The organism is Mesorhizobium sp. B2-2-3 (genome assembly GCF_006442405.1).
In the GTDB taxonomy this organism is placed as follows: Bacteria; Pseudomonadota; Alphaproteobacteria; order Rhizobiales; family Rhizobiaceae; genus Mesorhizobium.
Map to the genome: position 1 here is coordinate 282,320 of NZ_VFWC01000003.1, position 21,613 is coordinate 303,932.

Sequence of the window (21,613 nt, forward strand, 5' to 3'; positions counted from 1 at the left end):
GACATGGCTTGCCATGCCGGCCCGCGCGGGCTTTAGTGCGCGGCCATGGGCAAGGAAGTCGAGCGCAAGTTCCTGGTCTCCGGCACGGCATGGCGGGATCTGGTCGAGACGGACATCCGCATCCTCCAGTTCTATCTCGCCGCCGCGCCAGGACGCACGGTGCGCGTGCGCATCAGCAACGGCGCCTCGGCCAGGTTGACGCTCAAATTCGGCAGCACGGCGCGGGAGCGCGACGAATTCGAATATCCCATTCCGCTGGCCGACGCCGTGGAGATGCTCGGCTTCGCCATCGGGCGTGTCATCGAGAAGACACGTCATCATGTTAGGCATGGCGGCTATCTCTACGAAGTCGATGTCTTCGGCGGCGCGCTGGCGGGGCTTGTGATGGCCGAACTCGAAACGCCGGACGATGTTCCGGATGAAATGCTGCCAGACTGGCTCGGCCGCGAAGTGACTGGCGAACAGAAATTCTACAACGCGTCGCTCGCCCTCGGGGGGATTCCGGAGATCGCCGCATGAGCTTTCGCATCGATCCGCGCCTGCCGCTGACCGGCGAGGTCAGGCGTATCCTGGCCGAGGAAATCGGCAAGGCGCTTGCTCATCTCGACATGGCGCGTGACAGGCCGGAACAGGGACTGCACAAATCCCGCAAACGACTGAAGAGCGTGCGTGCCTTGTTGCGTCTGGTTCGTTCCGGTGACGAAACATTCTGCCGCACGGAGAATGAATGTTATAGGCAGGTCTCGGCATTGCTCGCCGGACCGCGCGAGGCGACCGCCTTGATCGAGACGATCGACCGCCTGGCCGACACCTTTCCGGGGCAAAGCGCCGGTCACGGCCTCGGCCCCGCCCGCGATCGCCTGGTGATGCGCCAGCACGCGCTTCATGCCGGCGCCGGTCTCGACGCGGCCATAAAAGCTGCCATCGCCGCCTGCCAGGAGGGCGTCGAACGCGTCGACAGGCTGTCCTTGCCGGACCAGCCGGAGCAGGCCGCCGACATTCTGGCGGAGGGCGCCCGCGCCACATTGCGGCGCGCGCGCAAAGCACTGGACAAGGCGGCCTCGAGCGGCGGGGCCGAGGATTTCCACGACCTGCGCAAGGCGGCCAAGACCCACAGCATGCATCTGTCGCTGCTCGGCCGCCTGTGGCCGACGCCAATTAAGGCTCGTCGCAAGGCGGTCGACAAGCTCGCAGAGCAACTCGGCGAACTGCACGACGTCTTCGTCATGCGCGCGATGCTGGAGGCCGGCGGCGAGCCGCTTGGGCCGCCCGGGGATACGAAACTCCTTGGCAAACTCCTGAAGCATTCCGAAAAGAGCCTGAGGAAGTCCTGCCTTGCCGAGGCGGCCGAACTGTTCGGCGACAGTCCCAGGCGCTCGACGAAGAAGCTGGCCCGCAAGGCGCGCGACGATCTTGCCGGCGCTCCGCCCGCGGAGGAATTGGCGGCGAGGTGACGCAACGGCATTCATCGCCGGTCATGCCGGCATTGGCCGTGTATGGCTCGCCGGGAGGGGCTGGCCCTTCATTCGCGCACCGGCATCGGTACCGACGGCAAGTCGATCCTCTATATCCCGCTGATGAACGAGGGCGAAGTCGCGGCGCTGAAGCTGGATTGAGAAGATTTTCGGAGCCGGCCGCACGAGAGCCTTTGCCACATGGGCCGGGCGGATCTAAAACCAGCCGCCATGAGGATGGTCGTCCGCCGCCCGCTCGCTCGTTCGGAACTGCCGCACGATACGGCCGCTCTCGCGCGCTATCTCATCGGCAAGATCGTGGTCCGGGAATTGCCCGAAGGCATTGCCAGCGGCCGCATCGTCGAGACCGAGGCGTATGTCGCCGGCGATGCTGCCGGGCACGGCTTCAGGGGAATGACCCCGCGCAATCGCTCGCTGTTCCTCGAGCGCGGGCATGCCTATGTCTATCTCGCCTACGGCATCTCATACATGCTGAATGTCTCGAGCGAGATGCCCGGCATCGGAACCGGCGTCCTGATCAGGGCACTGGAGCCGCTCGACGGCATTCCGATCATGCAGCTCAATCGCGGCATCGAGCGCCTGCGTGACCTGGCGCGAGGACCGGGAAGGCTCGCCATGGCGTTGCGGATCGACCGTTCGCTCGACGGGCTCGATCTTTGCCGGGAAGGCCCTCTATGGCTTGCAAGCGATGGCCGCGACCCCGGCGAAATCGGGCAGGGCGTTCGGATCGGCATTTCGAAGGATGCCGACCGCCTGCTGCGATTTTACGTCCGGGGAAGTCCGTTTGTCAGCGGTTCACGATCGCTCAACCCATGAGAGGTGCTTCCCGGCGCGTTGAAAGGAAGATGAATGCAAGCTACTGCGCTGCCCTTTTTCCCTCCAACTGCGCCTGCGCTGCCCGGATCGAGGCGGCGTAGGTCACCAGCGGGCGCTTGAGGCCGTGGTTGATCAGCGTGCGTCTTGTCTGCGGCGAAGCGCCAGATATGACAAAGCGCACGCCGGCGCGCCTGGCCTTGTGCGCCGCACCCTCGATGACATTGGCCGCGGTCGAATCGAAGAACGGCACCGCCGAGCAGTCGAGGATGAAGTTCTTGCGCTGGTCGGCGATGCGGTCGAGCACCGCGCCGACGGTCGAAGCGGCGCCGAAGAAGAATGCGCCGGAGATGCGGTAGACGACGGTGTTGGCGTCGGTCGCGTCCCTGGAATCATAGACGCTCTTGCGGTCGGCGACGTCCTCAGGCACCAGCGTCTGGTCGGCCTCGACGGCGATGGATTTCGCCATGCGGTCGATGAACAGGATCGAGCCCAGCGCGAATCCGACAACGATGCCTTCGGTCAAGTCGCGGAAGACCACGATCAGGAAGGTGGCCATCAGCACCAGCGCATCGCCGCGCGAGGCGCGCAGCAGCGTGGCGAAAGCCTGCTTCTCGAACATGTTCCAGCACACCACCGCCAGCACGCCGGCGAGGGCGGAGAGCGGGATGTAGCTGGCGAGCGGCGCTGCCGCCAGCATCAGGACGAGCAGGATCATGGAGTGGATCATGCCCGAAACCGGCCCGTGCGCGCCGGCCCGCACATTGGTGGCGGTACGGGCAATGGTGCCGGTGGTGCAGATGCCGCCGAACAGGGCCGAGGCGATGTTGGCGAAGCCTTGCGCCACCAGTTCGCAGTTGGAACGGTGCCGGCGGCCGGTCATGCCGTCGGCGACGACGGCCGACAGCAAGGATTCGATGGCGCCCAGCAACGCGAAGGCGATGGCGTCCGGCAGCACGTCGATCATCCTGTCGAGGCTGACGGGGGGAAGCGCCGGCCATTGCAGGCTGCGCGGGATCCCGCCAAAGCGCGTGCCGATCGTCTCGGCCGGCAGCGCAAACAGCGCCACCGCGAGCGACGCCAGACCGATGGCGATCAACATCGCCGGCCATTTCGGCCGCCAGCGCTTCAGGAAAGCGATGGTTGCGATTGTCAGCACCGCCACGAAGGTCGCCGCGAGATTGATCGTGCCGGCCGCCTCGCCGATCGCCGTCAGCTTCGGCACCAGCGGGCCTGGCTCCTTGCCGGCGAGCTTCAGCCCGAACAGTTCGACGATCTGGCCCGAGAAGATGATGACGGCGATACCGGCGGTAAAGCCGACCGTCACCGGATAGGGAATGAACTTTATGTAGGTGCCGAGCCGCAGATAGCCGATGGCGATGAGGAAGATGCCGGCCATCATCGTCGCCAGCAACAGCCCGTCCACGCCGACCCGCGCGACCGTCGCCGCCACCAGCACGATGAAGGCGCCCGCGGGGCCGCCGATCTGGAAACGGCTGCCGCCGAACGCCGAGATGATGAAGCCGCCGATGATCGATGTGTAGAGCCCGCGCTCCGGCGTCACCCCTGATGCGATGGCGATTGCCATCGACAGCGGCAAGGCGACGATGGCGACGGTTAGCCCGGCAATGGCATCGGCCCTGAGATGTTCGAGCCTGTAGCCTTCGCGCCAGACCGTCACCAGTTTCGGTGTGAACAGTTCGGAAAAAGTCGGCTTTGCCGGCCCATGGGTCGGTTTGCGCGCGGTTTCGTTGAGCGTCTGCCCGATCTCGTCCATGGACTTCCTTCCGCACCTGAAAGGCGGCGGGATCGTCGGCAGGACTGTCGGCGGTCGCCGTCGCGACTTATGCCGGCTCAGCTTTCGGATTGGGCGGCACGGCAGGCTTGAGGCGCACGCCCCGGCCGCCGCGCTCACTGGGTTGATTCTCGCCGATCAGCTCCACCCCGGCCTCGTCGAGGGCCTGGATGACCTTCATCAGCGTATCGACCACACCCCTGACCACGCCGTCGCTCGCTTCCATGCGCTGGATGGTGGGAAGCGAAACGCCGGCGCGCTCGGCGAGCGTCTTCTGATCGATGCCGGCCAGCGCCCTCGCGGCGCGCATCTGCGCGGCAGTGATCATCGGCCGGAATCCCCGTCTGAGTCTGCGGATATGATGTATAATACGATCATTATGATGTTTCAAGCATCAGGATGTACGCTTGAGCCTTGATCATCATCGCTATCGAGCATTTTTCGGATACTTCCCGAGCATTGAGAGCTATGGTGTTCCATCTGGGGCAGGGGATAACGTGGTTGACCATTTTCAAGACATTGACGACATCGGCATGCCTGGTATCGGTGGTCCTTCTGCTAACGGGCTGCGGACACTTGATCAACCGGCTGATCTGACCGCTTCCCGGTCGAGCGTCGTCAGACGTCGTCACGCACCACCCTGCGCCGTTGCAGGACCCTTGCCGCCAACCAGCACAGCATGGCCCAGGCAAAGCCCGCGCACCAGCCGGCCAGCACGTCCGACGGCCAGTGGACGCCGAGATAGATGCGGCTGATGCCGACCAGCACCGTCGTCAGCACGGCGAGCGCCAGAACATAGATCTTCGTCGTCCGGCCCTGCAGGAAGCGCGCCGCAAGCGAGCCCAATGTGAGATAGGTCACCGCCGAAAGCATCGCGTGGCCGCTCGGGAAGGAAAGCGAGGTCTCGTTGACCAGATGCGAGACGAGCTCGGGCCGCGGCCGGTCGACGCCGAGCTTCAGCAGGCTCGACAGCATCTGGCCGCCCGCCACGGCGACGAAGATGAGAAGCGCGGTCCCGGGCCTGCGGATCAACAGCAGATAGATGATCGTCGCCGCCGTGATCAGCACCAGCACGCTGGTGCTGCCGAGGCTGGTGATGTCGCGCATCGCCCCTTCCATCCATGGCGGGCCGATCGGGATACCGGGTTGGCCGGCCTGGCGGAAGGCAAGCATGATTTCAGCGTCGAAGGCGTGCGGCGTGGTGGCCCGTGCCACCTCCATCAACTCCACGAAGCCCCACAGGCCGGCGGCGACGACAAGGCCGGCCAGCAGCACCGGGAATTCGACCCGGCTCAGCAGAGCCTTTGCCGCAGTCTTCATCGAACCTCGTTTCGCAACCATGGTTTGCCGGTCATCGCCCTTGCACATAGGGCCCGAGCGTGATCAGCGCCACGGCGGCAATCGCCAGCACGATGCCGGCCGCTTGCAGCGTATTGATGCGCTCGCCGAAGAATATCAGCGCCACCAGATTGACCGATACCAGCTGGATGACGGCCGACAGGCTGAACGACACCGACATGCCGAACTCGCGAATCAGCCGCAGCATGATCAGGTTGCCCAGCGAATAGAGCGCAAGCGTCAGCACGATCTTGCCCAGGCTGGGCGCCATCCCCCATTGCTTGGCGGCCGCCGCCGCCAGCAGAAAGATCACGGTCGAAAGACCGAGCTGAAGTAACCCCGAAAAACTCACCCTGCCCCTCGATATTGATGCCGGTCGTCCGTGCGTTGTTTCGCAAGCGCGTCGGGACGTCAAGCAGCTGCCGTGGGACCAGGCTCTTGTGTCGGCAGGACCGAAGCGCCAAAGTCGCGGCCACTACCCTGCCCCTGCGGGTGGGGGCGAGGAGCGTGGCGTGCGATTTCTCGAAACCTTGTCGCGGCGCTGGAACGGGCTTACGCTGGCGCTGCAGTTCATCATTGCCGGCGGCTTCGGGCTGCTTGCGGTGATGCTGGTGGTCGGCTTCTGGGTCACCGCGCAAATCCGTGAAAGCGTGCTCCACAATTCGGCGGCCACGACTGCCCTTTATGTCGACAGCGTGATCGCTCCGCTGCTCCCCGATCTGCGCACGAACCATCAGCTCGATGACGCCGTCAAACGGGCGCTTGACGAGACCCTCGGCCAAGGCGCGCTCGGCAAACGGCTGTTTTCCTTCAAGTTGTGGCGTCGGGACGGCACGGTGCTGTATTCGAAGGACACGGCCTTGATCGGCCGGCAGTTCGGCCCGAGCGCCAACCTGCGTGCCGCCTTCGCCGGGAATGTCGTCGCCGAGTTCAACGAGCTAGGCGACGAGGACGACAAGGAGGAGAGGGCCGCGGGCGTGCCGCTGCTGGAAATCTACAATCCAGTCCGCGAACCCTGGTCGGGCGAGGTGGTCGCCGTCACCGAATTCTACGAGATCGCCGACGATTTCCAGGCGGCTCTGGCTTCCGCCTTGCTGTCGAGCTGGCTGATCGTGGCCGGCGCCACGCTGACGGCGCTGCTGCTGTTGTCGGGGATCGTCATACGTGGCAGCCGCACCATCGACAAGCAGCGCGGCGTTCTGCAGGGCCAGGTCTCCGAGCTGCAGGCGCTGGTTTCGCAAAACCGGGCGCTGCGCCTGCGCGTCCAGCAGGCGTCGCGCCGTGCCACGGCGCTCAATGAACGATACCTGCGTCGCATCGGTGCCGACCTTCATGACGGGCCGGCCCAGCTCGTCGCGCTGGCGGCGCTGCGTGTGGACAGCCCCGCCATTTCCGGCGAGGGTGCCTCCAGCGACAGCCGCAACGCCGAGATCGCCATGATCCGCATGGCGCTGGACGACGCGATGCGTGAAATCCGCGGCATCTGCAACGGCCTTGTCCTGCCGCAGATAGAAACGGCCGCGACCGGCGACATTCTGCGTCTTGCCGTCGACGAGCATCAACGCAGGACCCGCAGTTCCGTGGCGCTGACCCTATCCAGGCAGTTGCCCGAACTGGGCGCTTCGGAGAAGATCAGCATCTATCGCTTCGTCCAGGAGGGGCTGAACAACGCTTATCGTCATGGGCAGGGCAAGGATCAGGAGGTGAAGGCCGGGATGACAGGCGGCAAGTTCTTCGTTGAAGTGTCGGATGGCGGGCCCGGATTCGACCCGAGGCGGGCCGAAGGCCTGGGGCTCGCCGGCATCAGGGAGCGTATCGAAAGCATTGGTGGCCAGTTCGAGACCACGACCGGGCCGCAGGGAACACGATTGATGATTACGCTAGCCGCCGAGGATCAACCATGATCGGTACCATCCGTGTCGCCATTGTCGACGACCACCCTCTGTTTCGCGAAGGCGTTACCCGCAGCCTGTCGGAGATCGGCGGCTTCGAAATGGTGGCCCAGGGCGCCACGGCGCAGGATGCCGAACGCATCGCCTCGACTTTGCAGCCCGACATACTGCTGCTCGACATCAGCATGCCGGGTGACGGCCTTGCGTCGGTGGCCGGCATACTGGGTGCCAATCCCGGACAGAAGATCGTCATGCTGACGGTCTCGGAGGCCAATGCCGACGTGGCGCGGGCGCTGAATGCCGGTGTGCGCGGCTATGTGCTGAAGGGGGTCGGCTCGCGCATGCTGGCCGAAATCCTGCATGGTGTCGCGGCCGGCGAGACCTATGTGTCGCCGACCCTGTCGGCTCGCCTGCTTTCGGACCTGCAATCGCTGCAGCCGGCCAACGGCAGGACGGATCGCCTGCGTCAGCTCACCGGACGCGAGGCCGAGATCCTGCAGCTGGTGGCGGAAGGGCTGAGCAACAAGGAAGTGGCGCTGCGGCTGGCACTGCAGGAAAAAACGGTCAAGCATCACATGACCGGTGTGCTGTCCAAGCTCAACGTCCGCAATCGCACCGAGGCGGCGCTGCTGATGCGCGAAGCGCGGGATCGGGCCGGCAGCTAATCCTGGTCGGCCGCAAGGGATCCCCGGTTTGGGATAACGACACGCATAAATGAAAACCTGAAGCGCGGTGCAGCAGCGGAACGCTCCAGGGCAAAAAAGACGGCCCCTATACGGGGCCGGAGCGACAAGGTCACCTCCGCCGGGGGGCGGCGGAGGTGACACGTAAAGCGGGCGATGCCTATTGCCCGCTCTACAACCCCTTGAGGCGGCTTATATCCGCCGCCGTCGCAGGGCGCTCGACGATCGTGCGGCCCAGAGCGTCGGTCATTTTGAAGCGACCCTTCTCGATCTCTTCCCCGAAGCCGTTAGGGTGCTGCACCACGATCTTGTTGTCGTCTATTTCGACACGATCGCCGGTTGTTGCGTTCACATGCTTGCCGGAGCTGTTGGCACCCTTCCCCTTGCCGTTGTTGCCGGCGCCATTGTTCCCGTTGCCGCCAGCGTTGCCATTGTTGCCTCCGGCGTTGCCATTGTTGCCGCCGCCGTTATTTCCATTGCCGCCATTGCCGCCATTGCCGCCATTGCCGTTACCGCCACCACCGCCATTGCCGCTGTTCCCGCCAGGCTTGGCTTGGGCGCTGGACGCGACAATGCCTGCGGCGGAACCGTGAAAATCGAGGTGATAGGGGGCTATGGTCAGCGCCAGTGCCGGCACTGCTCTCAGGGCCAGCCAGCAACAATGAGCCATGATCGAGCTGCGCATCAGTCCCTCACTTGATCGGACCGGCAAAATTCAGAGGCCATCTCGTGCAGGTACGCGACCATCGGCGACATGGCGTGTTCGTGTAAGTGGCCCACGACCGATGCCGCGGCAATCCGGACCTTCGCCCCGATCGGTTTAGGACCTTGGTCCGAGTTTCAAACCGGATGTGGCGCGAGGTTCGCGGTCAAGCTGGCGGGTGCACGAATGTCACGAAAGTGTGACCGATCGTCTATAAGGGGTCGAAACGCGTGACACGCTCCAGCCATCCAGCCAGAGGCAGACCATGACCGACCATCGCTCGCCCGACGCCCGATTCCGCACCAGCCTGCTTGAGGAAAACGACGGTCCGGCGACCAACCCCACCGAAAACCGCACCATGGGCGAAATCATTGCCGAGCGGTTCTCCCGCCGCGCCTTCCTCAAGGGCTCGCTGGCCGTCTCGGCCATCGCCGCCACCGTCAGCCCGCTGGCGCTCGTGGCCGCCGACGATGCGCGTGCCGCCGAGGGCTCCGCCTTCTCGTTCGAGGAACTCGAAGCCGGTATCGACGACAAGCACCATGTCGCGCCGGGCTACGATGCCGACGTGCTGTTGCGCTGGGGCGATCCGCTGTTTGCCGATTCGCCGGAGTTCGACCCGGCCAGACAGTCGGCTGAGGCCCAGGCAAGACAATTCGGCTACAACAACGACTATGTCGGCTATATCGGGATCGATGGCTCCGCGGAGCACGGCCTGCTGGTCGTCAACCACGAATACACCAATCCGCATCTGATGTTCCCGGGTATCGTCAAGATAGTCGAGAAGGACGGCAAGAAGGCGGCCGAACTCACGCCGCTCTCGAAGGAGCAGGTCGATGTCGAGATGGCGGCACATGGCGGCACCATCGTCGAGATCCGCAAGGAAGGCGGCAAGTGGCAGGTGGTGCGCGACGGCAAGTTGAACCGCCGCATCACCTCCAACACCGAAATGGCGCTGTCGGGCCCGGTCGCCGGCCATGACCGCGTCAAGACCAATGCCGACCCATCCGGCACCAAGGTCATCGGCACATTCAACAACTGCGCCGGCGGCGTCACGCCCTGGGGCACCTATGTCATGGCCGAGGAGAACATCCATGGCTATTTCTCCGGTGAACTGCCGGAAGGCCATAAGGAAGCCGCCAACTACAAGCGCCTCGGCATTCCGGAAGGCGCCTATGAATGGGGCGCGCATTACGATCGCTTCGACCTCGCCAAGGAGCCGAACGAGCCCAACCGTTTCGGCTGGATCGTAGAGGTCGACGTCAACGATCCGACATCCACGCCGAGGAAGCGCACCGCAATGGGCCGCTTTAAGCATGAAGGCGCCGAATCGATCATCGCCAAGGATGGCCGCGTCGTCTTCTATCTCGGCGACGACGAGCGCTTCGAGTACGTCTACAAATTCGTCACCGCGGGCCGTTTCGATCCGGACGACCGCGCCGCCAACATGAACCTGCTCGACGACGGCACGCTGCATGTCGCCAAATTCGCCGCGGACGGTACGGTGGACTGGCTGCCGATCGTCTTCGGCCAGGGTCCGCTGACACCTGAGAACGGCTTTGCCGGCCAGGCCGACGTGTTGATCGAGACGCGGCGTGCCGCCGACCTGCTCGGCGCCACCAAGATGGACCGTCCCGAGGACATCCAGCCCAATCGTATCAACGGCAAGGTCTATGTCATGCTGACCAACAATTCCAAGCGCAAGGCCGATCAGGTCGACGCCGCCAACCCGCGCGCCGATAACGCCTTCGGCCATATCATCGAGATATCGGAGGATGGCGGCGATTTCGCCGGCACCAGGGGCAAATGGGAGGTGCTCCTGAAATGCGGCGATCCAGCGGTTGCCGATGTCGGCGCCACCTTCTCCACCGCCACCACGGCCAATGGCTGGTTCGGCATGCCCGACAATTGCGCGGTCGATTCGGCCGGGCGCCTGTGGGTCGCCACCGACGGCCAGGGCCCGAAGACCACCGGCCGCACCGACGGCCTGTGGGCGGTCGACACCGAAGGGCCGGCGCGCGCGACGTCAAAACTGTTTTTCCGCGTGCCGATCGGCGCTGAAATGTGCGGGCCGCTGTTTGCGCCCGACGATCAGACCGCCTTCGTCGCCGTCCAGCATCCAGGCGACGGCGGCGAGGATTGGGAGGCGTTCGGCCGCCCGTCCTATTATGAGGATCCGTCGACGCGCTGGCCCGATTTCAAGCCGGACATGCCGGTGCGGCCGGCGGTCGTCGCCATTACCAGGCAAGGCGGCGGCAAGATCGCGATTTAGAGGGCAATTCCAGGAAAGTGGGGTTCCGTCCGACGCGTAAAACGAACCTCCAGCCCGGTTCAGGGGCCGGAATTGGCGATCCGCCGGGCAATCCGCTCGGCGATCGCCTTGGCCTGGATGGCGGCGTTGGCGAAGCAGCCGCGGATGCTCGGCCGCATGCCGGTGAACCAGAGGCCAGGCAGTTTCGGATCGGCATCCCCGCCATTGAACAGCGGAACGCCCTTGCCGTCGAGCACGCCGAGATCGCCGACCATCTGCTCAAGCCCGGTGCGGTAGCCCGTCGCGGCAATGACGATGTCGGGATCGATCAGGCTGCCATTGGCCAGGATGACGCCGTCGCGGGTGAATTCCCGCACCGCCGGCACGACGGTGATCCTGCCCGAGCGGATGGCGTCGATCGCGCCCTCGTCGGCGGCGATCGCTGTGTAGTCGGTGGTCAGGCGGCTGGCGCCGCCCACCGGTGCCGGCGGCACGCCGAATTTCGTCAGATCGCCGAAAACCAGGCGCTGCGTCAAGGCGATCACCGCATCGGCGACCCGCAAAGGCAGCCGCGCCATCAGCGGCGACAGCCGGTGCACGGCAATCTTGCCGATGCGCTTGGGCAGGACCGACGGACCATTGCGGGCCGACAGCCACAGCGAGGCGGTGCCTGCCTGCGCCAGGTGGTTGAGCGCGTCTATACCCGAGTTGCCGGCGCCGACGACCAGCACCTTCTTGCCGGGATAGTACTTCGCGTCGCCGAAATCAGCCGAATGGATGATGCGGCCGGCGAAATCCCGCATTCCTTTCCATTCGGGGATGAACGGCTGTCTGTCGCGGCCGGTGGCGATCACGACGTGGCGCGCCAGGCGCATCCCGGCGCTGGTCTCTATCGCCCAGTGGTCGCCCCTGAACAGGACCGCCTCGACGGCGACGCCGAGCTCCACCGGCAGCCGGTTCGCCTCGCTGAAATCGTTCAGATAGCGGATGACGGCGGTTCTGTGGGGGAAGGCGAGCGTGCCCTTCGGATAGGCAAGGCCGGGAAGTGCCGAAAGGTCGCGGTGAGTATTGAGGCGCAGCTGCTGGTGACGCCGATGCCATGGCTCGGCCAACCGGCTCTCCTTTTCCAGGATCGCCGTCGCCACGCCGGCCTTGACCAGCGCCTGCGCTGCCGCGAGACCGGCGGCGCCGGCGCCGATGACGATCGCCGGTTCGATGGTTACCGTCTGGTGCGCTGCCGGTCTGATTGTCGTATCTGCCATTCGCTCACGAACCCCATTCCACCCCGGTGGCGCTTCCGCCGACACCGGCAGAACGCCCTCCCGCGCATGATCCATACGCAGATCGGCCCCGGATTTCGAGGCCATGCGCCGCACCGCGGTTGCGTCCTATATGGCATATACGCGAGATCGGCGATAATCAGGTCGCGGCAATGTGATTGATTCGAGATCCGGGGGCTGGCGGATCTCTGTTACCGGTACAGGAATCCGAAGTCCTCGAAACGCTTTTTTCGGCTTCCTGTGCAAAATCAAGGCGCCACGGCGTATAGCGTACCCGGGTGCGCGCCGCAGATGCACGCGGAATCTCGACCCATGCCCTCCTTGCGGATCTATCTCGACAAAATCCTCGAGCGTGCCTCGCCAAAGGTCGAGCGCCAGGCGTTCACCCATGCCGAACGGCTGGCGCTGGTGCGCCGCCACGGCGACTTCTCACTCGCCTACTCCTCCGCCGTGCAAGGCAGGCTCTCCTATTTCGGCGACGCCGACGGCTACATCGCTTTCGGCACCAAGATGAAGCATCATTTCGCGCTCGGTGACCCGGTCGCCGATCCGGCCCATCGGGCCGACTACATCAGGCGCTTCGTCGAGACCGCCGGCAGCCCCTGGTTCGTGCAGATCGGCGAACAGTCGGCGCGGGTGCTGGCCGGGCTCGGCTACAAGGTCAACCGGCTGGGCATCGACACCCGTCTGCCGCTGCCCGAACACGATTTTTCCGGCAAGCGCAACGAAACCGTGCGCTACTCCGAGCGCTGGCTGTTGAAGAAGGGCTTTTCGTTCGCCGAGGACAAGCGGACGATCTTTCTCGACGAGATCTCCCGGCTTTCGGCGAACTGGCGCGGCGACCGCATCGTCAAGCGTTGGGAAATGGGCTTCCTCAACCGGCACTTCGCCGATCATGTGGGCGTCGACATGCGCCGCTTCGTGCTGCACGGCCCCGATGGCGAACTGGTCGCCCTGCTCGACTTCGATCCGCTGTTTCGCGGCGGCAAGGTCATCGGCTACACCACAGCCTTCAAGCGCAAGCACATCGACGCCTCGCCGCATGCCGAGGTCGGCCTGACCAAATTCGCCGTCGACCGCTTTCGCGAGGAAGGCATTTCGGTCGTCACGCTCGGGCTGTCGCCGCTGGTCGACGTCGGCCCCAGCGGATTCGCCGAAAGCGATTTCTGGCGCAACGCCTTCCAGCGCGCCTATGATTCGCCCTGGGTCAACCGCCGCCGCTTCAACCTGCAGGGGCAGGCGGCGTTCAAGCGCCGTTTCCACGGCATCGAGGAGCCGGTCTACGTCGCCTTCCGTAAGGGAACCTATGTCGAGATGCTGGGCCTGCTGCGGCTGGTGAAGGCGATCTAGCTCTGACCGCGGCTCAGCGTGGCTTCGCCCCTCAATTCCTCAGCCGGTAGCCGGTCCTGAATATCCAGGCGACGGTCGCCACGCAGATCAGCAGAAAAACCACGGTCATGCCGAGGCTGATGCCGACCGAAACGTCCGATTTTCCGAAAAAGCTCCAGCGGAAGCCGCTGATCAGATAGACGACCGGATTGAACAGCGTCACCGTGCGCCAGGCGCCCGGCAGCATGTTGATGGAATAGAAGCTGCCACCGAGGAAGGTCAGCGGCGTGATGATCAGCAGCGGCACCAGTTGCAACTGCTCGAAGCTCCTGGCCCAGATTCCGATGATGAAGCCGAACAGGCTGAAGGTCACCGCCGTCAGCACCAGGAAGGCCAGCATCCAGAACGGATGCTGGATCGAGAGCGGCACGAACAGCGAGGCCGTCGCCAGAATGATTAGGCCGAGGATGATCGACTTGGTGGCGGCGCCCCCGACATAGGCGAGGACGATCTCGAGATAGGAGACCGGAGCCGACAACAGCTCGTAGATCGAGCCGACGAATTTCGGGAAGTAGATGGCGAAGGAGGCGTTGGAGATCGACTGCGTCAAAAGCGACAGCATGATCAGCCCGGGCACGATGAAGGCGCCGTAGCTGATGCCGTCGATCTCGGTGATGCGCGAACCGATGGCCGAGCCGAAGACGACGAAATACAGCGACGTCGACAGCACGGGCGAGACGATGCTCTGCAAAACGGTGCGCAGCGCGCGCGCCATCTCCACCCGGTAGATCGCCCATACCGCGCGCAGGTTCATGGCTCTTGCCTCAGAAGATTGACGAAGATCTCCTCCAGCGAACTGTTCTGCGTGTCCAGGTCGCGGAACTGGATGCCGGCGGCCTCGAGATCGCGGATCAGCGACGCCACGCCCGGCCGGGCGCTCTGGTTGTCATAGGTGTAGGTGATCTGCCCGCCATCCGACGACAATTCCAGGGCGTAGTGCGAGACGGCGTCCGGAATGGCGCCGAGCGGGCTGCGCAGTTCCATCACCAGGCGCTTGCGGCCGAGCTTGCGCATCAGTTCGGCCTTGCCCTCGACCAGGATGATCTCGCCTCGGTTGATGACGCCGACGCGGTCGGCCATCGCCTCGGCTTCCTCGATATAGTGGGTGGTGAGGATGATGGTGACGCCGTCCTCGCGCAGCCGCCGCACCATCGCCCACATGTCCTGGCGCAGTTCGACGTCGACGCCGGCCGTCGGCTCGTCGAGGAACAGCACGCGCGGTTCGTGCGACAGCGCCTTGGCGATCATTAGCCGCCGCTTCATGCCGCCCGAAAGCGTGATCGCCTTGGCGTCCTTCTTGTCCCACAGCGACAGGTCGCGCAGCACCTTCTCGACAAAGGCATGGTTCGACGGCTTGCCGAACAGGCCGCGGCTGTAGTTGACCGTCGCCCAGACGCTCTCGAAGGCGTCGATGGTCAGCTCCTGCGGCACCAGCCCGATCAGGCCGCGCGCGGCGCGATAGTCCTTGGTGATGTCGTGGCCGTCCACCGTGACGCTGCCCGACGAACGGTTGACGATGCCGCAGACGATCGAGATCAGCGTCGTCTTGCCGGCGCCGTTGGGGCCAAGCAGCGCGAAGATCTCGCCGCGCTCGATATCGAGATTGATTTCCTTCAGCGCCTTGAAGCCTGTGGCGTAGGTCTTGGTGACCCCGGAAATGGAGATGACAGGCTGCATGGCTGAAAACGGCTGCTTGAAAGAGGACCCCAGATATAGGACGAATGTCGCCGCATGCAACCGCAAGTCAATGCCGTTGCTGACAGTTCTCGACATTGCCGCCGCATGGCGCTGCGGCGTTCCGCCTCGCGGCGGGACGCCGCTTTGACCGGCTGGCCCTACAAGCCTATTCTCCGCTTATTAGAAGCAGCCGGAGCCCGCCATGGACCCGCTCATCCTTTCGCGCATTCAGTTCGGTGCGAATATTTCGTTTCATATTCTGTTTCCAGCCATCACCATCGCACTCGGCTGGGTGCTGCTTTTCTTCAAGCTCCGCTACAACGCGACCAATGATTCGGCCTGGATGCGCGCCTATTTCACCTGGGTGAAGGTGTTCGCATTGTCCTTCGCCATGGGCGTGGTTTCCGGCGTCACCATGAGCTTTCAGTTCGGCACCAACTGGCCGGGCTACATGGAAACGGTCGGCAACATCGCCGGGCCGCTGCTGGCCTACGAAATCCTCACCGCCTTTTTCCTCGAGGCAGCCTTCCTCGGCATCATGCTGTTTGGCTTCCGCCGCGTTTCCAACCGCATCCACACGCTGGCGACCGTGCTGGTCGCCGGCGGCACCACCGTGTCGGCCTTCTGGATCATCGCGCTGAACTCGTGGATGCAGACGCCGGTCGGCTTCGAGATGCGCGACGGCGTCGCCCACGCCGTCGACTGGTGGGCGATCCTCTTCAATCCCTCCATGCCCTACCGTCTCGTCCATATGCTGCTCGCCTCCGGGCTTACGGTATCGTTCCTCATAGCCGGCCTGTCGGCGCTGCGCTATCTCAAGGGCGACCGCTCGGAATCGATGTGGAAGGCGCTGCGCACCGGCGTCTTCACCGCCGCCATCCTCATCCCCATCCAGATCCTTGCCGGCGACCAGCACGGCCTGAACACTCTCGAGCACCAGCCGCAGAAGATCGCCGCCATGGAAGCCAACTGGAACACCGGCCCCAACGTGCCGCTGGTGCTGTTTGCCATTCCGGATGAAGCGGCCAGGGAAAACAGGTTCGAGGTGACCATTCCCGACGGGGCGAGCTGGATCCTGCGGCACAGTGCCAGGGGCGTGGTGCCGGGGCTCAACGACTATCCCGGCAATCATCCGCCCGTCTTCCCGGTGTTCTGGGGTTTTCGCGTCATGGTCGGCACGGGCCTTTTGATGCTCGCCGTCTCCTGGTCGGCCGCCTTCTTCCTCAAGCGCCGTCATAGCTTGCCGAGGCCGCTGGCGCTGCTCATGGTGCCGATGACCATCTCCGGTTGGGTGGCGACGCTCGCCGGCTGGTATACGACGGAGATCGGCCGCCAGCCCTGGCTGGTGACGGGCGTGCTGAGGACCGCCGATGCCGTCGGCCCGGTGGCCGGCAGCCATGTGGCGCTGACGCTGGCCGTCTATCTCGCTCTCTACGTGCTGTTGCTGATCGCCTATCTCGGCGTTCTGGTCCACCTGGCGCTGAAGGCGGCCAAGGACGGCGACACCTCGCCGCTGCCGGGCGTGCTCAACAAGCCGATGTCGCAGCCCGCGGCTGGCGAGTAGGAGAGAGAGAAATGACCTATGACTGGCCGACCCTGCTCCCCCTCATCTTCGCCGGCCTGATGGGCCTCGCCATCCTGATCTACGTCATTCTCGACGGCTTCGATCTCGGCATCGGCATCCTGTTCGCGGCGGCCGAGGACGCCGAGCAGGACACCATGATCGCCGCCATCGGCCCGTTCTGGGATGCCAACGAGACCTGGCTGGTGCTGGCCGTCGGCCTTCTGCTGGTCGCCTTTCCGATGGCGCATGGCGTCATCCTCAGCGCGCTCTATATCCCGGTGTTCGTGCTCCTGGTCGGCCTCATCCTGCGCGGCGTCGCCTTCGACTTCCGCGCCAAGGTGGCGACCGAGCGCAAGCACCGCTGGAACCGCATCTTCTTTCTCGGCTCGCTCATCGCCTCACTGGCGCAAGGCTATATGCTGGGCGTCTATGTGCTTGGCCTCGACTTCGGCCTGGGGGCTATGGCGTTCGGCGTGCTGGTGGCGTTCTGCCTGGCGGCGGCCTACGCCGCGATGGGGGCGGCCTGGGTCATCTACAAGGCCGAAGGCGACTTGCAGAAAAAGGCGGTGCGCTGGCTGCGCACCACATTGGTGCTGACCGCGCTCGGCATGGCTGCCGTGTCGCTGGCCACGCCCTTCGCCAGCCCGCGCATCTTCGCCAAATGGTTCGTCCTGCCCGAAATGCTCTATCTGTCGCCGCTGCCGATCCTGTCGGCGCTGCTGTTCCTGTGGCTGTGGCGGCAGACCTCTCATCTGCCCAGGCCCGACGACCGCCATTCGCTGACGCCGTTCCTGATCTTGGCCGCCATCTTCGCGCTGGGCTTTGCCGGGCTCGCCTGGTCGTTCTATCCGTTCGTGGTGCCCGACAGGCTGACCATCTGGCAGGCGGCTTCCGCACCCGAAAGCCTGGCCATCATCCTGGCCGGCACCGTGGTCGTGCTGCCGATCATCATCTTCTATTCCTTCTATGCCTACCGCGTGTTCGGCGGCAAGGCGAGGGACCTGACCTACGATTGAAGGGCCAGGCGACGGCGCGAAATCATCGCCTCCGCCTGCCGCCTGTCGGAAAGACAATATTCATCTTCACGCGCAATAACCTTCCGCGACATGCTGCGGCCTGATGGCAGCGGTCCGAGAAGAAGGGCAATGCAATGCGCGGTGTCCCGGTTGCCTCGATAGAACACGATCCGCAGGCGCGGCAGCGCTACGCGCTTTTCCCGGGAAAATCGCTACGCCGCTTTCCTGGAATTGCTCTGGTCCTGATCCGCCTGGTCACGCTGATCGCCGCGCTTGCGCTGGCCGGCCTGCTGCCTGTCATTCAGCCCGCTTATGCCCAGCAGACGGCCAACTGGGCCGGTGTTTGGGACACCAAATGGCGCGGCGGCGGCGCCCAGATCACCTTCGAGCAGGACGGCGCCGAGGTGAAGGGCGTCTATCCCCTGTATGGCGGCCGCATCGAAGCCAAGGCCGAAGGCGAAAAGCTGTTCGGCCGCTGGTTCGAGGGCAGTCGCCAGGGCGAGTTCAGCTTCGTCATGGCGCCGGATGGCGCGAGCTTCATGGGCCGTTTCGAATCCGCCACCGCCGAATGGTGGACGGGCGTGCGCGTCGACGCCGCCGAGACCCTCAAGGTCGACCAGACCAGCCCCATGACGACGATGCGCTCGTTCCTGCAGACCATGAACGAGAGCGGCGCCGACAATGTGCCGCGCGCCACCGGCGGCGGCATGGGCCTTGCCGCGCTGGCGGCCGGCCTGGTCGACGTCACGGAGGCCGATCGCGGCGGCCTCAACATGCCCGATTACACCAAGCTCCTGTTTTCGGTGATCGACAACGCCACCTTGCGCCTGTGGAACCTGCCGCATGATGCGATCCCCGGCGACGAGGTGACAGCCAGGCTGCAGCAATATGGCAGCAAGGTTTTCTTCGACGTCACCTTCCGCCGCAAGGCCGGCGAATGGTTCATCGTCGGGCCGCAGCTCGCCGTGCTGCAGGCCAAGCTCGCCGAGTTCCAGGCGGCGCGTGGCGAAGCCCCCGACATGGTCGACGATCCGGCCAAGCTCGCCTCGCCGCGCGACACGTTCAAGATGCTGCTCGGCGGCATCGCTGACCAGAATGGCGGTTCGACGCAAACGGCGCTCGACATGCGCGGTTACAATCCGGCGGTGCGGTCCGACGAGGCGGTTCTGCTCGAGAGCTATCTCAAGAAAGTCATCGACCGCATCGGCTACGTCTACTGGCAGGAAATTCCCGACGATCCCCAAAGCAACACGCCCTATGTGTATTTCGAGCATCCGGCCGGCAACATCGTCGTCGCTCCGGTGGGGACGGAGAAAGGCGGCAAGCTGTGGAAATTCACGCCGGAAACGCTGGCCAACATCCGCACGCTCTATGCCGATATCGAGGATGCGCCGGTGGCGCCGGAATTCACCGCCTTCGCCAGCAACGATCCCTTCTTCGCCACCAGGGGCCTTGCCCGTGAGATCAGCCCTGCCCTTTTGACCCGCGCCGGGCCGATCGAACGCTGGCAATGGCTGGGGCTCGGCATTGCCGGGCTTGCCGGCATCGCCTTCGGCTTCCTTGCCAACGCGGTGATCGTGTTCTTCGCCGGCCGCGGCAGGAGTTCCGGGCGGGCCGGCTTCTTCCGCGTCGTCGAATGGGCGGTGCGCTCGATCTTCCTCGGCCTGTTCCTGCTGTTTGCGCTGCGGCCGCTCGGCTTGCCGCAGGTGATCGCGGCATCCGCCAAGGCGGCGGCCTGGAGCCTGATCCTGATCGGCGCGGTTCCCGTCGTCTGGCACCTGATCGGCAAGATCGCCGAGCGCTACCGCGCCACCTTCAACGTGCCCGGCTACCACGAGACGCTGATCTCGCTGCTGACCGGCGTGGCGCGCATCGCCGCCCTGGTGGTCGCCTTCCTGCTCCTGGCCGAGGTGCTGGCGATCCCCTATCAGGGCGTGCTGGCCGGCCTCGGCATTGGCGGCCTGGCGGTGGCGCTGGCGGCGCAGCCAACGCTGCAGAATTTTCTTTCCGGCCTGACGCTCTATGCCGACCGGCCGGTCAGCGTCGGTGACTTCTGCAAGTTCGGCAACCAGTCCGGCACCATCGAGCATATCGGCATGCGCTCGACCCGCATCCGCTCGGTCGACCGCACGGTGATCTCGGTGCCCAATTCCGACTTCGCCGGCATGCAGATCGAGAACTACGCCCATCGCGACCGCACCCGCTTCGCCACCACGCTGCAATTGCGCTACGAGACGACGCCCGACCAGCTGCGCTACACGCTGGCGGCGCTGCGCAAGCTCCTGATCGCTCATCCGCGCGTCATCGACGACCCGTGCCGCGTGCGCTTCGTCGGCTTCGGCCCCTATTCACTCGACATCGAGGTCTTCACCTACATCACGACCGCGGATGGCTCGGAGTTTCTCGCCATCCGCGAGGACATATTGCTGTCGATGATCGCGGTGATGGACGAGGCCGGCGCCCAGTTCGCCTTCCCGGCGCAGTTGGAATACAGCGCCGCCGACCTGCCGCTCGACCAGGAAAAGCGCATCGCCGCGGAAAAGCGGGTCAGCGCCTGGCGTGAGGAGGAAAAACTGCCTTTCCCCGATTTCAGCCAGCTCGACAGGCTGGAGCTCAACGACAGCCTGCCCTATCCGCCGCGGGGCTCGGTGCAATACCGCGAAGCCCAGGCTGCCCCGGCCACGGTCGAAGCCAAGGCCTCGCTGGAGAAGGCGCGCTGGAGCCTGCCGTGGCGGAAGAGGGTGTAACCTTCTTCGCAGGAGAGGCCGCGATCCCTCGCGCCCCCTCTGGCCTGCCGGCCATCTCCCCCACGAGGGGGGAGATTGGATGTCGCGACGGCTTTCGCCAATTTCTAACGTTGACAGCGGGGCGGGACGGCGAGGCCGCCGATCTCCCCCCTCGTGGGGGAAGATGCCCGGCAGGGCAGAGGGGGGCGCCGTCCCGCCGACCTGTCGTTCTTCTCACCCTGCGAAGACTCAATTGCTGGCCGACAGCACCAGCACCGGCTTGTCGCTGTAAAGCTTCGGGAACAGCGTCTTCAAATTCGCCACCTTTGGCAGGTCGTTGTAGACGATGTAGGGATAGGTCGGGTTGAGCGTCAGGAAATCCTGGTGGTACTCCTCGGCCGGGTAGAAGGTCTTGCCGGTTTCGATCGTGGTGACGATGGGCTTGGAAAACAGCTTGGCCTGGTCGAGCTGGGCGATGTAGCTCTGCGCGATCTTCTTCTGCGCGTCGTTTTCGGCGAAGATCGTCGAGCGGTACTGCGTGCCGGAGTCGGGCCCCTGATAGTTGAGCTGGGTCGGATTGTGGGCGACCGAGAAATACACCTGCAGCAGCTGGCCATAGGTGACTTTGGAGGGATCGTAGGTGATCTCGACGGATTCGGCATGGCCGGTGCGGCCGGTGCCGACCGTCTCGTAGACGGCGTCGTCCTTGGCGCCGCCGGTATAGCCCGAGACCGCCTTGGTGACGCCCTTGACGTGCTGGAACACGCCCTGCACGCCCCAGAAGCAGCCGCCGGCGAACACTGCCGTCTCGCTGCCGCCCGCGGCCTTTTCATCCAGCGCCGGCGGCGGGATCACCACGGCGTCTTCCGCCGAAACCGCTGGCGTCAGCCAGAAGGCGGCGCCCGCGACGGCGAGCGCGAAAGCTGCGAGAGCGCCGCGGACGAAGCCGCTCGAACGGTTCTTGATGTCGGTCATGTTTGCACTCCTCATGGCTTGCATAGGGTCCAGTCTATT

Annotated in this window: 19 protein-coding genes; 10 read left to right on the forward strand and 9 right to left on the reverse strand. The window is 64.8% G+C overall.

What is annotated here, in order from left to right; translation table 11 throughout:
• Nucleotides 1-45 precede the first annotated feature (45 nt).
• The 3 genes from FJ951_RS07360 to FJ951_RS07370 all read left to right on the forward strand — a co-directional run bounded on the left by FJ951_RS07360 (nucleotide 46) and on the right by FJ951_RS07370 (nucleotide 2,291).
• A complete protein-coding gene (locus FJ951_RS07360; RefSeq protein ID WP_140514144.1) occupies nucleotides 46-519 on the forward strand; it encodes a CYTH domain-containing protein in 474 nt (157 codons plus the stop codon).
• On the forward strand, nucleotides 516-1,454 hold the full coding sequence (locus FJ951_RS07365; protein WP_140514145.1) for a CHAD domain-containing protein: 939 nt from the start codon (nucleotides 516-518) through the stop codon (nucleotides 1,452-1,454). The genes FJ951_RS07360 and FJ951_RS07365 overlap by 4 nt, the downstream gene beginning before the upstream one ends.
• 237 nt (nucleotides 1,455-1,691) lie before the next feature.
• On the forward strand, nucleotides 1,692-2,291 hold the full coding sequence (locus FJ951_RS07370) for a DNA-3-methyladenine glycosylase (RefSeq protein WP_140514438.1): 600 nt from the start codon (nucleotides 1,692-1,694) through the stop codon (nucleotides 2,289-2,291).
• A 40-nt stretch (nucleotides 2,292-2,331) separates the two neighbouring features.
• On the opposite strand, the gene FJ951_RS07375 is transcribed toward FJ951_RS07370, so the two are convergent.
• The 4 genes from FJ951_RS07375 to FJ951_RS07390 all read right to left on the reverse strand — a co-directional run bounded on the left by FJ951_RS07375 (nucleotide 2,332) and on the right by FJ951_RS07390 (nucleotide 5,773).
• On the reverse strand, nucleotides 2,332-4,065 hold the full coding sequence (locus tag FJ951_RS07375) for a SulP family inorganic anion transporter (RefSeq protein WP_140514146.1): 1,734 nt from the start codon (nucleotides 4,063-4,065) through the stop codon (nucleotides 2,332-2,334).
• 67 nt (nucleotides 4,066-4,132) lie between these two features.
• Complete coding sequence (locus FJ951_RS07380; RefSeq protein ID WP_140491757.1) at nucleotides 4,133-4,411, reverse strand: helix-turn-helix transcriptional regulator; 279 nt, start codon at nucleotides 4,409-4,411, stop codon at nucleotides 4,133-4,135.
• A 290-nt stretch (nucleotides 4,412-4,701) separates the two neighbouring features.
• A complete protein-coding gene (locus FJ951_RS07385) occupies nucleotides 4,702-5,403 on the reverse strand; it encodes a phosphatase PAP2 family protein (RefSeq protein ID WP_140514147.1) in 702 nt (233 codons plus the stop codon).
• 31 nt (nucleotides 5,404-5,434) lie between these two features.
• Nucleotides 5,435-5,773, reverse strand: coding sequence for a hypothetical protein (locus FJ951_RS07390; protein ID WP_140493450.1), 339 nt, complete (start codon nucleotides 5,771-5,773; stop codon nucleotides 5,435-5,437).
• Between the two features lie 160 nt (nucleotides 5,774-5,933).
• On the opposite strand from FJ951_RS07390, the gene FJ951_RS07395 reads away from it, so the two are divergent.
• Nucleotides 5,934-7,325 (forward strand): sensor histidine kinase, encoded by a 1,392-nt coding sequence (locus FJ951_RS07395; protein ID WP_140514148.1) that lies wholly within the window; start codon nucleotides 5,934-5,936, stop codon nucleotides 7,323-7,325.
• Nucleotides 7,322-7,978, forward strand: coding sequence for a response regulator transcription factor (locus FJ951_RS07400; protein WP_140491751.1), 657 nt, complete (start codon nucleotides 7,322-7,324; stop codon nucleotides 7,976-7,978). Before FJ951_RS07395 ends, FJ951_RS07400 begins: the two co-directional genes overlap by 4 nt.
• 190 nt (nucleotides 7,979-8,168) lie before the next feature.
• Here the strand turns inward: FJ951_RS07400 and FJ951_RS07405 are convergent, their stop codons facing one another.
• The gene (locus FJ951_RS07405) at nucleotides 8,169-8,681 is read right to left on the reverse strand and encodes a hypothetical protein (RefSeq protein WP_140514149.1); all 513 of its coding nucleotides are present in this window, start codon (nucleotides 8,679-8,681) and stop codon (nucleotides 8,169-8,171) included.
• A gap of 283 nt (nucleotides 8,682-8,964) precedes the next feature.
• Between FJ951_RS07405 and FJ951_RS07410 the strand changes: the two genes are divergently transcribed.
• On the forward strand, nucleotides 8,965-10,968 hold the full coding sequence (locus FJ951_RS07410) for a PhoX family phosphatase (protein ID WP_140514150.1): 2,004 nt from the start codon (nucleotides 8,965-8,967) through the stop codon (nucleotides 10,966-10,968).
• Nucleotides 10,969-11,027: 59 nt separating this feature from the next.
• Here FJ951_RS07410 and FJ951_RS07415 read toward each other — a convergent pair whose 3' ends face one another.
• Nucleotides 11,028-12,209 (reverse strand): NAD(P)/FAD-dependent oxidoreductase, encoded by a 1,182-nt coding sequence (locus tag FJ951_RS07415; RefSeq protein WP_140514151.1) that lies wholly within the window; start codon nucleotides 12,207-12,209, stop codon nucleotides 11,028-11,030.
• Between the two features lie 330 nt (nucleotides 12,210-12,539).
• On the opposite strand from FJ951_RS07415, the gene FJ951_RS07420 reads away from it, so the two are divergent.
• On the forward strand, nucleotides 12,540-13,577 hold the full coding sequence (locus tag FJ951_RS07420) for a phosphatidylglycerol lysyltransferase domain-containing protein (protein WP_140491743.1): 1,038 nt from the start codon (nucleotides 12,540-12,542) through the stop codon (nucleotides 13,575-13,577).
• Nucleotides 13,578-13,608: 31 nt separating this feature from the next.
• Here FJ951_RS07420 and FJ951_RS07425 read toward each other — a convergent pair whose 3' ends face one another.
• Together FJ951_RS07425 and FJ951_RS07430 are read right to left on the reverse strand one after the other, a co-directional pair.
• On the reverse strand, nucleotides 13,609-14,370 hold the full coding sequence (locus tag FJ951_RS07425) for an ABC transporter permease (RefSeq protein WP_140491741.1): 762 nt from the start codon (nucleotides 14,368-14,370) through the stop codon (nucleotides 13,609-13,611).
• Entirely contained in the window at nucleotides 14,367-15,293 is a 927-nt protein-coding gene (locus tag FJ951_RS07430; RefSeq protein ID WP_140514152.1) for an ABC transporter ATP-binding protein, read from the reverse strand. Before FJ951_RS07430 ends, FJ951_RS07425 begins: the two co-directional genes overlap by 4 nt.
• Before the next feature lie 202 nt (nucleotides 15,294-15,495).
• On the opposite strand from FJ951_RS07430, the gene FJ951_RS07435 reads away from it, so the two are divergent.
• The 3 genes from FJ951_RS07435 (at nucleotide 15,496) to FJ951_RS07445 (ending at nucleotide 20,620) form a co-directional block, all read left to right on the forward strand.
• Nucleotides 15,496-16,857 (forward strand): cytochrome ubiquinol oxidase subunit I, encoded by a 1,362-nt coding sequence (locus FJ951_RS07435; RefSeq protein WP_140514153.1) that lies wholly within the window; start codon nucleotides 15,496-15,498, stop codon nucleotides 16,855-16,857.
• Nucleotides 16,858-16,868: 11 nt separating this feature from the next.
• A complete protein-coding gene (locus tag FJ951_RS07440) occupies nucleotides 16,869-17,873 on the forward strand; it encodes a cytochrome d ubiquinol oxidase subunit II (protein WP_140514154.1) in 1,005 nt (334 codons plus the stop codon).
• Between the two features lie 134 nt (nucleotides 17,874-18,007).
• Complete coding sequence (locus FJ951_RS07445) at nucleotides 18,008-20,620, forward strand: mechanosensitive ion channel family protein (RefSeq protein ID WP_140514155.1); 2,613 nt, start codon at nucleotides 18,008-18,010, stop codon at nucleotides 20,618-20,620.
• Nucleotides 20,621-20,848: 228 nt separating this feature from the next.
• Here FJ951_RS07445 and msrA read toward each other — a convergent pair whose 3' ends face one another.
• A complete protein-coding gene (msrA, locus tag FJ951_RS07450; protein ID WP_140514156.1) occupies nucleotides 20,849-21,574 on the reverse strand; it encodes a peptide-methionine (S)-S-oxide reductase MsrA in 726 nt (241 codons plus the stop codon).
• Nucleotides 21,575-21,613: the final 39 nt, after the last annotated feature.